The sequence below is a fragment of the Verrucomicrobiota bacterium JB022 genome (assembly GCA_030673845.1).
In the GTDB taxonomy this organism is placed as follows: Bacteria; Verrucomicrobiota; Verrucomicrobiia; order Opitutales; family Oceanipulchritudinaceae; genus WOUP01.
The window spans coordinates 21,879-36,263 of sequence record JAUTCQ010000008.1 but is presented as its reverse complement, the minus strand read 5'-3'; the positions used below and the strand labels follow the sequence as shown (position 1 = coordinate 36,263).

Annotated in this window: 8 protein-coding genes; 5 read left to right on the top strand and 3 right to left on the bottom strand. The window is 65.4% G+C overall.

Translation table 11 applies throughout. From position 1 onward, the window contains the following. Window positions 1-25: 25 nt before the first annotated feature. The 3 genes from Q7P63_05180 to Q7P63_05170 all read right to left on the bottom strand — a co-directional run bounded on the left by Q7P63_05180 (window position 26) and on the right by Q7P63_05170 (window position 3,370). On the bottom strand, window positions 26-409 hold the full coding sequence (locus tag Q7P63_05180; protein ID MDP0499477.1) for a hypothetical protein: 384 nt from the start codon (window positions 407-409) through the stop codon (window positions 26-28). Further along, window positions 406-2,502, bottom strand: coding sequence for a tetratricopeptide repeat protein (locus tag Q7P63_05175; protein ID MDP0499476.1), 2,097 nt, complete (start codon window positions 2,500-2,502; stop codon window positions 406-408). The genes Q7P63_05180 and Q7P63_05175 overlap by 4 nt, the downstream gene beginning before the upstream one ends. A gap of 121 nt (window positions 2,503-2,623) precedes the next feature. Beyond that, window positions 2,624-3,370 (bottom strand): hypothetical protein, encoded by a 747-nt coding sequence (locus Q7P63_05170; protein ID MDP0499475.1) that lies wholly within the window; start codon window positions 3,368-3,370, stop codon window positions 2,624-2,626. Between the two features lie 120 nt (window positions 3,371-3,490). Between Q7P63_05170 and Q7P63_05165 the strand changes: the two genes are divergently transcribed. The 5 genes from Q7P63_05165 to Q7P63_05145 all read left to right on the top strand — a co-directional run bounded on the left by Q7P63_05165 (window position 3,491) and on the right by Q7P63_05145 (window position 14,328). Further along, window positions 3,491-5,815, top strand: coding sequence for a response regulator (locus Q7P63_05165; GenBank protein ID MDP0499474.1), 2,325 nt, complete (start codon window positions 3,491-3,493; stop codon window positions 5,813-5,815). Between the two features lie 90 nt (window positions 5,816-5,905). Continuing rightward, entirely contained in the window at window positions 5,906-9,796 is a 3,891-nt protein-coding gene (locus tag Q7P63_05160) for a phosphoribosylformylglycinamidine synthase (GenBank protein ID MDP0499473.1), read from the top strand. A gap of 38 nt (window positions 9,797-9,834) precedes the next feature. Continuing rightward, window positions 9,835-10,503: a site-2 protease family protein gene (locus Q7P63_05155; protein MDP0499472.1), complete on the top strand. Its 669-nt coding sequence runs from the start codon at window positions 9,835-9,837 to the stop codon at window positions 10,501-10,503. Between the two features lie 66 nt (window positions 10,504-10,569). Beyond that, window positions 10,570-12,120, top strand: coding sequence for a hypothetical protein (locus Q7P63_05150; protein ID MDP0499471.1), 1,551 nt, complete (start codon window positions 10,570-10,572; stop codon window positions 12,118-12,120). A gap of 318 nt (window positions 12,121-12,438) precedes the next feature. Beyond that, window positions 12,439-14,328, top strand: coding sequence for an ATP-binding protein (locus tag Q7P63_05145; GenBank protein ID MDP0499470.1), 1,890 nt, complete (start codon window positions 12,439-12,441; stop codon window positions 14,326-14,328). The last annotated feature ends 57 nt before the right edge of the window (window positions 14,329-14,385 follow it).

The following is a 14,385-nucleotide window of genomic DNA, read 5'->3' as shown; positions in this document are numbered from 1 at the left end:
GTCCGGGCGTTTTTTTTGTGCACGCCTACCGCTTCAGACCCTGCTGGTAGGCCTTCTGGATATCGGCCAGGCTGGCGCGGCGCGGATTGGCTCGTGGGGCGCGCTGTTGCTTGGTCGCCTCCAGCAGCAGCTTCTCGTTTTCCTTGTCGATCAGAAAGATGCGCATCAGGAGCTGCTCCAGCTTCTGCTTTTGCTGGCGGAGCTGGTTGGTGCGCTCTTCGGGGCGCAGCTGGAGGTTCTTGATCGCGTCGAGGCTTTCCCCAAGCTGGGGCAGCAGGCGCTGTTTGGCCTCGACGATCTCGGGCGAAGGCTCGCGGTTGTCCCGCAAAAACTGATTTTCCTGCTGCAGTAGCTCCAGGATTTCCTGGCACAGCCCGGCATGCCGTTCGAAGGTTTCGCGCGCACTCATGAGGGCTTGATTAAAGGGCCCAAGTCCTGCGGCGCAAGCTGGTCGACCTGGCGATTGAAATTGTCGCGCCATTGGAGGTGGTCGAGGCGGGTTTGCGCGCGCTGGCGCAGCTCGGAAAAGCGCTGTCGCGTCTCCGTGTCGGGCTGGGCCTCGACGAGGCTGGAAGTCTGGTCGAGCAAGCGGGCGTAGATCTCGATCGCCTTGGCGTCCTGCTGCTGGCGCTCCAGGCAAAGTCCAATCTGGTAGACGATGGGCCAGCGCCACTCGGGGTCTTCGCTCATGCTGAGCAGAGCGTGATAAATGCGGTGCGCGCCCTCGTAGTCCTTCGACTCGTAGAGGTCGTTGGCGAGCTGGTTGCCGATGGTCTTGAGCCAGTAGCCCCAGAGGCTGTCATCGACCGGCCGAAGCTCGGTGCCGAGGATCTTCAGGGTTTCGCGGCGGGCGAGGTCGCGGTCGCCCAGCATGTAGTAGGCACGCGCGAGCAGGAAGCGGCTGTCGGCCAGGAAATCGCTTTGCGGAAACTCCTCGGAAAAGGTGCGCAACTCGCGCACGACGAGCGTATAATTGCCGAGCAGGAGGTCGGCATAGGCCTGCTTGAGCCGCGCTTCGGCCTGGATTTTCGGGCTCTTGGAAACGCGCTGCAGGCGTTGGTAAAATTCGGCCGCGCGGGTGTAGTCGCCCTTTTGGTAATACGTTTCGGCAATCTCGTATTGGGCCATCTCGGAGAGGCGGCGGTAGGAGTCGACGCGCTCTTCGGGGATGTAGAACGAGATTTGCAGGACGGAGAAAAAGCTGTCGATCGCTAGCTTGTAGTTCTCGTAGCGGCGGTAGAGCATACCGAGGCGCAGGCGCACTTCCGGCACGCGCGGGTCTTGCTCGAAGCGACGGACGAAGCGCTCGTAGACGGAGATCGTCTTCAGGTATTGCTGCGTCTCGGTGTAAAAATTGGCCAGTTCGAGGTAGATCTCCGGCTTGTAGCGGTCGGGCGTCTCCTGCAGCAGCTGGAGGTAGAGTTTTTCCGCCTGCGGGAGCTGGCCGATGGTCTTTTGCACCCAGGCCGAGCGCTCCAGCGCCTGCAGCTTGGGGTCCACCGAGACCGGCTCGAAATCGCGCAAAACGGTGTTGGAGCTGCCTTCGTCTTCAAGCAGCAAACGCTCCAGCGTATCGACATCGACCAGCGAGGGCATCGGGTCGCGCGGCGGGCGGGCGGGCAAGGCGACTTCGGGCGTGTGCCCGTGGTGGGCATCGCTCATCCCGTGGTCCGACGCGGCATGCGCATCATGATCGTCGTGGGCGGGCGCGGCATGCGCCTCGTGCTGCTGGGCCGCCATCGCCTGTGACAAGGGCAGCGGCTCCGGCACATGCGAGTCATGAGCGCCGTGCGAAGAAGCAGGCTCCGGCGCATGGGCGACAGGTCCGGGCGTGGGCGTATGATGGTCGTCTACCTCCGCCACGTGATGCTCGTCCGCATGGTCTTCATGCAAAACGGGAGGCGGTGGCGCAAAGGGATCGTAAGGGGCTGCTGGCGCCGGCTCGTGGTGCGGCTCCTCATGTGCGACCACGGGAGCGGCGGGCGCGGGGGCCGGGTCGTGATGCTCTTCGAGAGCGGGTGCGGCAACTGAAGCCGGGGCCGCATGGCCAGGCGCAGAGGCGGAATGGCTGGGCTCAGCGTGCTCGGCCGCGGGCTCCGGAGCGACTTCTTCGGCGTAGGAGAGCCACTGGGGCTGCGCCGGGTCTGCCATTACCACCGGGGCATCACCAAACGTAGGGACTACCGGCGCGGGCTCTTCGCGGGGCGCAGCAGGCTCCGCGACGGGTGCGGGGGGCGGGGCTTCGACGACGAGCGGCTTTTCCACCGGTGCGGGCTCCGCCGGTTTTTCTGCCACTACGGGCGCGGGTGCAGGCGGCTCTTCCACCACTACCTCGGCGACGGGTTCGGCTGGCGCGGCGGGCGTCTCCACCACTGGCTCGACCGGGGCAGGCGGCGTCTCGCGCGGGGCCGGGGCGGCGGGGCGCGGAGCGGGCCTTACTTCGGCAGCCGGGGCCGTTTGAGGCGGCGGCTCGGCTTCGCGGACGCGGGCGGCACCGCTCATACGCGGGCCAGCCGCCCAGGAAAGACTACACAGCAGGAAGGCCCAACTGGCGGTACGAAGTACGATCTTGCAAGCAATATGCCCCATGTGCTGCTTCCCCAGCGGCCGAAATACCGGAAAATTAAGGAATGACCCGGTAACGCGCGCTGCCTTCGCTACGGCCCGGCGGCACCAATCGCGGCGTATCCACCCCCGAACCGGCTTCACCCGGCAGGCGGAACGGCACCTTGGCTTCGCCTTCGCGTAGCTGCTTCTCGAAGAGAATGAGGTATTCGTTGGAAACGTCGAGCGTATCCACCCCCGGCTCGACCGTTTGGGGCGCAGCGGCAGCCGTCGAGCCACCACCCGCTGAAGAAATGGTAATACCATCGAGCGGCAAGATGGGCGAACCGGGCGGCTGGCTGGAAACAGGCGCGGCCACCATGGGGTCCACCGAGACGCCTGTTTCGGCTTCGAGGGCGGCCAGGGCTTCGGCCTTTGCGGCTTCGCGCTCCTGATGCTTCTTCAACGCGATGGCCTCGTGGTCGACCCATTCGGGTGGGGTCAGCAGATCGGTCCGGTCGGCAGGCGGGGTGTAGGGCTCGAAGCGCATCCCCACCGGCTCTACCACCTGCAGATACGGATGGTTGCCCCACAGCCAGAAGTTGCCTTCGCGGCGCTTGGAACCGGTGATTTGCTCGGCCGGCATCGAAACGGCCGGGCCCATGAAGCGGATGTCCGGCCCGGTGTCTTCTGCCTCACGCTGGTAGCGGGGGCCGGCTTCACCGGCAAACAAGCCCGGCGCCACCAGCATCGACGCCAGGGTGACGAGGCGGCGACGGTCACGCCCCGGCAAGAGGCGGCGGAAGTGGCAGGCTGAGACTTGCATTTGCGGTGTAAATCGACTTCCCCCAGAAGGTCTTTAACAAATCTGTATCTTTGGGATGCGCTTTACCTCAGCAGGGATTTGTTGCATTTTTGCCCTCAAGCCTTTGTCTCCGGCACAAACATGCCTGTTTCCCACACCCGCCATCCGCTTTCCGTCCTGATCGTAGAAGACGATGCCTCCTCACGTGAAGTGTTCGGGGCCTTCGTCAAGCTTGCGGGGCACAACCTCATCGCGGCCGTACCACTGGCAGAAGAGGCGCTCGACATCGTACAACAAGTGCAAGTCGATATTGTGGTGATGGATATCGTGCTCGTGGGCGGGATGGATGGCATCGAGGCCGGGGACCGCCTGCGCCGCGAGCACAATGTGCCAATCATCTACGTCAGCGGCATGTCCGACGAAGACCGCGTGACACGCGCCCTCGCGACCGACCCCGGCTCTTACCTCGTGAAGCCCGTTTCGCAGCGCGAGCTGGCCATCGCGCTGGAGCTGGCAGTCAACCGTCACCGCCTCGAACAGGACCGCATCCAGCGCGAGGTGCGCCTGCGGGCCGTGCTGGAAGCCTTGCCCACGGCCGTGCTGCACTACGAGGAAGGCAGCGGAATCGTCTTTGCCAACGCCGCCGCCGTGCGCCTGCTGGGCGAGCCCAATGAACAACTGGTGGGCAAGGAAGTGGGGCCCGTCCTGGAGCTGTATACGCTGCACGAGCATCGCCCGGTCGATTTCTTCGAATCGTTCAAGCTCGACCGCACCAACCCGCGCCATTACCTGCTGCAGAGCCGACAGCGGCATCGCCACATCGTGCGCATCCACCGCCGGTCGATGCCCTATGGCGACCACGCTTCGGGCGAAGTGGTGCTGATCGAAGACCAGACGACCAATTACCAGTCGGAGCAGCAGATCACCCTCCTGGCCTCCGCCATCGAACACCTGGAGGAAGGCGTGCTCGTCGTGCGCCACTCGGTGCAGCACGAGGCGCTGGAAGTGGTCTACACCAACCCTGCCAGCGAACGTATCACCCGCCGTCGCCGGAGCGAGCTGCTCGAAACCGGCCTCGAACTGATCCTCGACCGCTCGCGCCTGAGCGACCTGACCCGCGCCCTCCAGCGCACAGAGGAAGAGAACACGGGCTTCAGCCGCCGCTACACCCTCACCCGGCCCGACGGCTCTACTTATTACGCCGAGCTGGCGGGCTCGAAGATCACCACCCGGGAGCGCCTGCAGCGCTACTACGTGCTGATCCTGCGCGACCTGACTTACCAGCAGCTGGTGGAAGACAACCTGCAACACGCCCTGCGCATGGAGACGGTCGCGCAACTGGCGCAGGGGGTAGCCCACCAGTTCAACAACATCATCGCGATCATCAGCGGCATCTCTCAGCTGCTCAAATACAGCAACCCGCCGGAAAGCGACGTGGCACAAAAGGCCGACAAGATCCTCGAGACCAGCCGCCGCGGGGCCGCCGTCGTCTCGCAACTGATGACGTTTTCGCTCAACGACCCGCACCACCGCGAGCGCCTCGACCTGGCCACGCTCGTGCGCGAGGTGGAGCCGCTCATCCGTCTGCTCTTGCCCGAGCAGATCCAGCTCCGCTTCAGCCTGCCCACGGATTCGCTTGAAATCGAGGGCAACGCCTCCCAGATCGAGCAAGTATTGCTGCACCTGGCCTGCAACGCCCGCGACGCCATCGGCTCCAGCCGGGGCCGCGTCAACTTCGAGGTGCAGGAGCTGGTCGTCGAGGCGGAAGACTTCCGCACCGCGATCCTGCCGCCCCCGCCGGGCCGCTACGCCTGCCTTAAGGTCGACGACGACGGCTGCGGCATCCCGGCAGAGAAGCACCAGGAGATCTTCCACCCCTTCTACTCCGGCCACGCGCGGGAAGACCGCATGGGCCTCGGCCTGAGCACCGCCTACACGCTCATGCAGTCGCAGGGCGGCGGCATCGCGGTCGACTCGGCCCCGGGCGAAGGCGCGCGCTTCGTGCTGTTCTTCCCCGTCACGGCGGAAGCCAAAAGCGAGCCCGCCAAAAAGGAAGAGCGGGCGCAGACCTTCAAGGTGCCCCCCGTGCGCGCCCTCCCGCCCCGCGACCCTTCGCGCCCCAGCCATGTGCTGATGGTCGACGATGGCGACCTGGCCTTACGCGCCGCCCACACCGCCATGCTCGCCCGTGGCGCCAAGCTCTCGTATTTCACCCCCGAATCCGATTTCGACAAGGTGAAGGAGATCGCCGCCGGCCAGGATCTGCTCTTGCTGCCCTACCGGATCTTTACCGAGATCAGCGACGACGTGCAGGAAGCCCTCGAAGCCAACGACCACCTGCAACTGGTCGTGATCGCGCGCCGCGACGAAATGGACGCCGCCAAGGCCCACCTGCCCAAGCGTGCGCTCCTGCTCCCCCGCCCCTTCCCGCTGCGTCAACTGCTCGAAATCGCGCGGCTCGGGTGAGGGCCGAAAAGGGCGCTGTGCATAAGTTGCAGGGCCATCTGGGCAAATGCGCTTGCGCTGATGCACGGCCTTCGGCATCACAGCCTTACCATGATTCAGCGCCTTTTCGTGGAGAAACGGCCCGCGCTTCGCCAGGAAGCGCAACATTTGCGGGACGACTTGCGTTCCCTCCTGGGCCTCAAGGGCCTTGAGGAGGTGCGCCTGCTGCTGCGCTATGATGTCGAGGGCGTGCCCGCCGACAAGTGGGAGGCCATCAAGTGGACCGTCTTTGCCGAACCGCCGGTGGACGATATCCACGAAGACGCCGCCCCGCTGCCCGAAAAGGCGCACGTGATCGCCGTCGAGTTCCTGCCCGGCCAGTTCGACCAACGCGCCGAGAGTGCCGCCCAGTGCATCCAGATCATCGCCGGGCATCGTCCGCTCATCGCCACCGCCACGCTGTATGTGTTGACGGGCGATCTCTCCGCCGACGACCTCGCCGCCGCCCGCCGCTACCTCATCAACCCGGTCGACAGCCGCGAAGCTTCGCTCGACCGCCCGGAGACGCTGGAGTCCAACATCCCGGCCCCGCGCCCCGTGCCCGTGCTCGCAGGCTTTATCGGCCACGACGACAAGGCGCTGGAGGCCCTCCGCCGCGATCAGGGCCTCGCCATGACGCTGGACGACCTGCGCCACACGCAGGCCTATTTCCGCGAGCAGGAGCAGCGCGACCCGTCGTTGACCGAGCTGAAGCTGCTCGACACTTACTGGAGCGACCACTGCCGCCACACCACCTTCCTCACCGAGATCACCAAGGCCGAGTTTGAGGAAAGCCCGCTGACCAAGCCGATCCAGCAGGTGTGGGAGACTTACACGACCCTGCGCTCGAGCCTCTATCTGGAGCGGCAGGCCGACAAGCCGATCTGCCTGATGGATCTGGCGACGATCGGCCTTAAGCAGCTCCGCCAGCGCGGCCAGCTCGACGATCTGGAAGCCTCGGAGGAGATCAACGCCGCGAGCATCATCGTGCCGGTCAAGATCCGCCGCAACGAGCCCTTCCCGCCCCCGGCCCCCGAGACCTGCCCCACCGGCAGCAAGGCCGCCGAGCCCGCCCAGGCCACCGGCACCGGCCACGCCAAGGTCGAGGAGCGCGTCGAAGAGTGGCTCGTGATGTTCAAGAACGAGACGCACAACCACCCGACCGAGATCGAACCGTTTGGCGGTGCCGCCACCTGCCTCGGCGGTTGCATCCGTGATCCCCTCTCCGGTCGCGCCTACGTCTACCAGGCGATGCGTGTAACGGGTGCCGCCGACCCGCGCCTACCCATCGGCGAGACGCTGGAGGGCAAGCTGCCGCAGCGCCGCATCACGCAGGAAGCCGCCCGCGGCTACAGCAGCTACGGCAACCAGATCGGCCTCGCCACGGGTGCCGTGACCGAGATTTACCACCCCGGCTATGTCGCCAAGCGCCTTGAAATCGGCGCCGTAGTGGGTGCCGCGCCACGTCGCCAAGTGCGCCGCGAGCGCCCGGCCCCGGGCGACATCATCCTGCTCGTCGGTGGCCGCACCGGCCGCGACGGCATCGGCGGTGCCACCGGCTCTTCCAAGGAGCACAACACCCAGGCGCTCGAAAACAGCGCCGAGGTGCAAAAGGGCGACGCCCCGACCGAGCGCAAGCTGCAGCGACTCTTCCGTCGCCCCCGCGCGGCGCACATGATCAAGCGCTGCAACGACTTTGGCGCAGGCGGCGTGTCCGTCGCCATTGGCGAGCTGGCCCCCAGCCTGCGCATCAACCTCGACGCGGTGCCCAAGAAATACGCCGGCCTCGACGGTACTGAGCTTGCGATCAGCGAAAGCCAGGAGCGTATGGCCGTGGTGCTCGCCCCGGAAGACGTGGAAGCCTTTGCCCAGCTCGCCGCCGAAGAAAACCTCGAAGCGAGCCAGGTGGCGGAAGTCACCGACACGGGCCGGCTGGAGATGTTCTGGCAAGGCGAGCGTATCGTGAACCTCGACCGCGAGTTCCTCGATACCAACGGCTGCCGCCAGGAGACGACCGCCCGCGTGACCGCCCCGCAAGGTGAGCCCACCTTCCGCCCTGCCCTGCCCGAAGGCCTGAGCCTCGCCGAGCGCTGGCAGCAGGTGCTGCAAGACCTCAACGTGTGCTCGCAAAAGGGCCTGATGGAACGTTTTGACGGCAGCATCGGCGCTGGCACGGTCCTGTTCCCCTTTGGCGGCGCGCACGAGCTGACGGCCCCCGAAGCGATGGCCGCCAAGGTGCCCCTCGCCGCCGGCGGCATCGAGCCGGGTGAAGAGCTGGACGACGTGCCGGTGGTCGAAGACACCGCCACCGCCACGCTGATGAGCCACGGCTACAACCCGTATCTTTCGAGCTGGAGCCCCTTCCACGGCGCCGTATATGCCGTGCTGGAATCGGTCGCCCGCATCGTGGCTGCCGGTGGCCAGCGCGACCGCGTGCGCCTGACCCTGCAGGAATACTTCGAGCGCCTGCGCGAATCGCCCGAGCGCTGGGGCAAGCCCTTGGCCGCCCTGCTCGGAGCCCTCCACGCCCAACTGGAGCTGGAAACGGCCGCGATTGGCGGCAAGGACAGCATGTCGGGCAGCTTCCACGATCTGGATGTACCGCCGACGCTGGTCTCCTTTGCCCTCGCCCCGGTGGATGTCGAGCGCGTGATCTCACCCGAGTTCAAGCGCGCCGGCAGCCGCGTAATCCGGGTGCAGGTGCCCAAGAACGCCGCCTACCTGCCCGATTTTGAGGCCCTGCGTGCCCGTTACGACCGCGTGAGCGAGTTGATCGGTGCCGGTCAGGTGCTCTCCGCCATCAGCGTGAAGGCCGGTGGCTTGATCGAAGCGGTGACGAAGATGACGCTGGGCAACTTCGTAGGCTTTGCCTTCGATGCTGCCATCGCCGAAGCCGAACTGCTCCAGCCCGACTACGGTGCGCTGTTGCTGGAAGTAACCGCCGGAGCTGACCTGCGCGACTTGCCGCACACCGTGCTGGGCGAAACGCTCGAAGCCGCCGAAATCCACGCCGCCGGCACCGTTTTGCCCTTGGCGCAGCTCCGCAGCTGGTGGGAAGAGCCGCTGGAAAAGATCTTCCCGGTGGAAGCCCCGGCGCGCGAAGGCCGCCCGCAGGAGCAGCGCTTTGCCCCTCGCGAGCGTCATCGCCCGAAGACCAAGGTGGCCAAGCCGCGCGTCTTCATCCCCGTCTTCCCGGGGACGAACTGCGAATACGATACCGCTCGTGCGTTTGCCCGGGCCGGCGCGATCCCGCAGGTCGAAATCTTCCGCAACCTGACCGACGCCGATGTGGCCGGTTCGCTGGAGCGCATCGTGCGCCGCCTCGACCAGTGCCAGATCCTCGTCTTGCCAGGCGGCTTCAGCGCGGGTGACGAACCGGCCGGTAGCGGCAAGTTCATCGCCTCCGTCTTCCGCCAGGCTGCCGTCAAGGATGCCACGCACCGCTTGTTGCACGAGCGCGACGGCCTCGCGCTGGGTATCTGCAACGGCTTCCAGGCCATGGTGAAGCTGGGCCTGCTGCCCTTTGGCGAAATCCGAGACCTGCAGCCGGGCGACCCGACGCTGACTTACAACTGGATCGGTCGCCACATGTCGCGCTACGCCCGCACCCGCGTGCTCTCGACCAAGAGCCCGTGGCTGGCGCATTGCCGACTGGGCGAAGAGCACATGATCCCGATCTCGCACGGCGAAGGCTGCTTCGAGGCCAGCACCGAGGCCCTGCAAACCCTGTGGGCCAACGACCAGGTGGCCACGCAGTACATCGACGCCGAGGGTCGCGCGACCTACGACCCGCGTCACAACCCCAACGGCTCGATTCACGCCATCGAGGGCATCACCAGCCCTTGCGGTCGCGTGCTGGGTAAAATGGGCCATAGTGAGCGGGTGGGACCGTTTGTGGGGGTCAACGTGCCGGGCAACCACTATCAGCCGCTCTTCGAGGCCGGGGTGCAATATTTCCATTAATGGCGGCATTCACCCCCGCTTTGTTGTAAGTTCCACACATGCCTCCCGAAGTCGCCAATGCCGTTTTGCTGTTCATCGTCTTGCTGATCAGCATTGCACTGCACGAATATGGTCACGCCAAGGTCGCCGACCTGATGGGCAATTACCTGCCCCGTCAGCAAGGGCGCGTGACGCTCAACCCGATGGCCCACCTGGATCCCATCGGGTCGTTCGTGATCCCCGGCATCAACATCTTCGCGCAGATCATGTCGCCCGGCGCCCCCGTCATGCTTGGCTGGGGCAAGCCGGTCGTCTACGATGGGCGGGCCTTCGACCGCCTCCCTAACCCTGTGCGCCGCGAACTGCTGACGGTCGCCGCCGGCCCCGGCATGAACCTGGTGCAGGCCTTCGTCGGCGCATTGATTCTAGCGGGAGCTGCCTTCTGGGCCCCCTTGGCAGACCTTGGAATCATGGTGATTCAGGTCAACTGCGCCCTCTTCGTCTTCAACCTGATGCCGATTCCGCCGCTCGACGGTTCGCACTTTGTGCGGCACATTTTCGGCATCTCGCGCGAGACTATGGCGCAGATGGCGATGCCTGGCCTCATTCTGCTGATCGTGCTGATCAATATTCCGCAAGGGCAGATGCTCTACACGAGGCCGATCATCATGCTAATGCAGCCCTTCGTGTGGCTGGGAGGGACGCTTTACACGCTCTTCCTGCCCTAGACGCATATGGGCGGCCGACACCTCGTTTTCTTAAGGCGTTGGTGGGCATTGCTCGGCTGCCTGTGCATGGCGACGGGCGGATTTGGACAGGCAACCGATCCCGGGGCGGAACTCGCCGCCGCCTGGGCGCAACGCCGGGTGCCCGATGTGGCCGCCTTTCCCGCTGGCAGCCAACCGTGGGCGCTGGCCCGCATCTGGCAGGCGCAGTGGGGGCCGCAAGGCGTCGAGCCGGGCCAACTCGAGCTCTGGGCCGCACAGTCCGAGCCGGGGCCGTTGAGAGACTATTTGTGGCGCATTGGCGTGGCCACCTACCTGCAGCGAGGCGACGTGGCCGCCGCGGATCGCCTTTTGCAGCAGACGCCCCCGCCCCCCGCCCGCCTCGACCCACTGGGAGACCTTTACCTGCGGCTGGCCGTGGCTCAGGCCTGGCTGGGGCAACATGAACCGGCGGCAGCCCGCAGGCACTTGGCCACCTTTCCCTTGGAAGATTGGGAGCGTCTGCTGATGCAAGCGGAGGCCGAGGCCGCCCTCGCCTTGCCCTTGCAAGAGACGAGCTGGGAGGCCGCCGTGATCCGCTGGCGGCGGGAAATGGGCGAGCAGCGCGTTCAGGCCCGGGCGATCGACCGCCAGCTCGTCACCGCCTGGCTGGAGACTTACGCCCGCCTTTGCCTCACCCAAGGTGAGGCCGAGCGCGCGGCGATGTTGGCAGAGGTCGCGTCTTACCAGCCCGGGCTGACGCCTTCGCGGCAAGAGGCCCTACACTTCCTCCGGCTGCTGGCGGAGCGGGAGAGTGCGGAGGACATGGCCGATCGCCGCCTGCTGCAGCAGTATCTCGATCTTTTTCCCGCCTCCACGGAGCGCCGCCGCGTGGAGGGCTGGTGGGCGCGCCGCGAGCAGGCAATCGCGCCTGAAGCCGCCCAGCGCGTGCTGGAGCGCCTCTTGCGTGAGAGCCCTGACCACCCAGAGGCAGCGCAATGGCAAAGCTGGCTCGAAGCCCCCTTGCCGCCCGCTCCCTCCAGGTCAGTCGAAGCACCCGCGTCGGCCGATTGGCGGTCCTGGGCGGTCGAATTTCCTGCCGTGACGGTAACTTGGCGCGAGGCCCCGGGGCGGACCGCGCGCGGCAGCCTGCTCGGCTTCTCGCCCCAAGGCGCCCGCGTGGCGCAGACGCTCCCGGCCGGAGAAGTGGTGCGGTATTTCCCAACCCCCTCGCAACTGAAGCTCGACGAGGCGGAAATCCGTGCCCTGCCCCCCGCCGCCCGCCTCGCCTTGCTGAGCGCCGCATGGGCTCTACCCTCCCCGCCTCAGGGCCTCGACGCTCCGAGGCTAGGCCTGGCGGATCTGATGGACTGGCTGGAGCCACAAGACCATGCGGCGGCTTTGGGCCTGCAGCTGGAAGCCCTGACGCGCCTGGCACCCACGGAGGACAACCTCCGCAGCTTGTGGAGCCGCCCGGGGCGGTGGCAAGCGGAGGAGTGGCCGCGGCTGTGGAGTCAGTTCGCCAAATCGCACCCGACTGCAGCGCTGAAGCCTTCGCTCCATCGCCGATGGGCTCAAGCCTTTGGGCCGGACGCCAAAACCTATGCTCAGCGTCACGAGCTTTTTGCGAACGCTTTTTGAGTTTTTTTTACAGGATGGTTATGTAAAAATACTGAGAAGTCTCACGCTGTTTTCCGGTGATACTAAGGTCAATAACGTCCTGAGGGGTCTAATTTGAGGAAAAAACAAAAACAGGTTAGTGTTTTATCCAAAAACACTGTATTCTAGCCGTTATCATCCGACATTTATTTCCACGCCCCTTCCTTCCTTCTCCCCTGCACCCTCTGCATGGACTCACGCGCGGATAATTCCCATTCTGGTCGTCTCCCCGAGGATCTTGATCTCACGTTTCTGAACATAGATCCTCTGCCCACGGCATTGGTAGCGCCGTCTCTTCACTTGCTCCAGGCCAATGAGTCCTGGCTTGGTCTGCTGGGAACGCCCCCCGCAGGCCAAGCCTGGCATCATGCCCTGCGCCCGCAAGATCAGGACCTGCTCCCCGGCTGGGTGGAGCGCGCGAAAAACGACCCCCTCGTGGCTGCGCAGGTCTTTGTCACCACCAAAGCGTTCCCCTCACAGCGCGCCGAGTTGTTCCTGCGCTGGCTGCCCGATTACGGGGTCTACTATGTGCGCCTCGTGCCCGCGCCGGCTTTAACGGACGAGAACGACCAGCTGAAGGCCCATCTCGACTTGATCCACCGCACGCTGGACTACGCCCCCGTCGGCATCGTCCACACCGACCTGCAGGGCCACATGTGGCGCCTCAACCACTGTTTCTGCGAGATGCTGGGCTACTGCGCCGACGATCTGGTGGGCAGGACCTTCAGCGAAATCACTTTCCCGGAAGACCTGCAGGCCGATCTGGCGTTGTTCGAGCAAGTCGTCTCGCGCTCGATCCCCGGCTACAGCATGGAGAAGCGTTACCTCACCCACGATGGGCAGACCTTGTGGGCCGAGCTGACGGTGAGCCTGATCCTGACCTCCCAGGGGGAGCCCTATTGCGTGGTGGCTGTGGTGGAAGACATCACGCGGCGCAAGCACTCCGACACGATGCTGCAGCAGACGGCAGAACAGCTCTCGCGGGCCAATCAGGACCTGCGCGCGGCCCGCGACGAGGCCGAGGTGGCCAACAAGGCCAAGAGCGAATTCCTGGCCGTGATGAGCCATGAGATTCGCACCCCGATGAACGCCATCATCGGCTTTTCGGAGCTGCTGGCCGATGCGGAAGACCAGGAGGAGCGGGCCGAATACGTGCGCCACATCCAGCAGAACGGCAGCCTGCTGCTCACCCTGATCAACAGCATCCTCGACTACTCGAAGATCAGCAGCGGCAACCTCCAACTCCACTTCGAGCCGGCCGACCTGAATCTCGTCTTGCACGACGTCACCGCCAGCTATGCGCGCGAGGCCTCGCTCAAGGGCATCAAATTCCTCCGCGAATGGCGCAACGACGAGTGGCCGCAAATCGAGATCGACGTGCTCCGCTTTAGTCAAGTGCTGCACAACCTGCTCAGCAACGCGCTCAAATTCACCTCCCGCGGCATGATCAGCGTCGAGGCCCACCTGCAGCCGCAGCCCCACGGGCAGCACATGCTGGAGGTGCGCGTGGCCGACACCGGGGCAGGCATCCCCCGCGAGCAGCAGGAGAAGATTTTCGAGCCCTTCCGCCAGGCCGACAGCAGTATCCGTCGCCGCTACGGCGGCACGGGCCTCGGCCTCGCCATCAGCCGCCGACTGCTCGACCATCTGGGCGGGCAAGTGCGCTGCGAAAGCCAGGTAGGCCATGGCACCATCTTCACCGTGCAACTGCCGTTGCGCGAAGTAGCCCCATACACGCGACAGGGCTCCAAGGCCTCCGGGGGCGGTCTCGTCCGCCCTCCCCGCCAGGTGCCGCCGCTGCGCCTGATCTGCGCCGAAGACAATATCAACAACCGCAAGGTGCTGGAAAACCAGCTGCGCAAGCTCAACCAGGAGCCGGTGTTCGTGGAGGATGGTCGCCAACTGCTGGACAAGCTGGGCGAGTTCGAAGCCGAGGTGGTGTTGCTCGATGTGCAGATGCCGGAGCTGGACGGCCTTGAAGCCTCCCGAGCGATCCGCGCGGGCAAGGCAGGCTCGCAGCACCTGGGGGTGCACCTGATCGGCCTGACCGCCCACACGCGTCCCGAAGACCGTCAGGCGTGCTTCGACGCCGGCATGAACGATTACCTCGCCAAGCCGCTGCGCATCGAAGAGCTTTCCAACGCCCTCTGGCGCTATTGCCAGAAGCACAAACCGGCCACCAACGGATAGCCCCGCCCAACGGTAAATTGAGCCACATGGTTGCCCGCCCCACCGAAAGGCTTAGGC

Excerpts from the sequence above, each read along its gene's own strand:
- Q7P63_05180 (MDP0499477.1), bottom strand. The coding sequence starts at position 409 with ATGAGTGCGCGCGAAACCTTCGAACGGCATGCCGGGCTGTGCCAGGAA.
- Q7P63_05175 (MDP0499476.1), bottom strand. The coding sequence starts at position 2,502 with ATGAGCGGTGCCGCCCGCGTCCGCGAAGCCGAGCCGCCGCCTCAAACG.
- Q7P63_05170 (MDP0499475.1), bottom strand. The coding sequence starts at position 3,370 with ATGCAAGTCTCAGCCTGCCACTTCCGCCGCCTCTTGCCGGGGCGTGAC.
- Q7P63_05165 (MDP0499474.1), top strand. The coding sequence starts at position 3,491 with ATGCCTGTTTCCCACACCCGCCATCCGCTTTCCGTCCTGATCGTAGAA.
- Q7P63_05160 (MDP0499473.1), top strand. The coding sequence starts at position 5,906 with ATGATTCAGCGCCTTTTCGTGGAGAAACGGCCCGCGCTTCGCCAGGAA.
- Q7P63_05155 (MDP0499472.1), top strand. The coding sequence starts at position 9,835 with ATGCCTCCCGAAGTCGCCAATGCCGTTTTGCTGTTCATCGTCTTGCTG.
- Q7P63_05150 (MDP0499471.1), top strand. The coding sequence starts at position 10,570 with ATGGCGACGGGCGGATTTGGACAGGCAACCGATCCCGGGGCGGAACTC.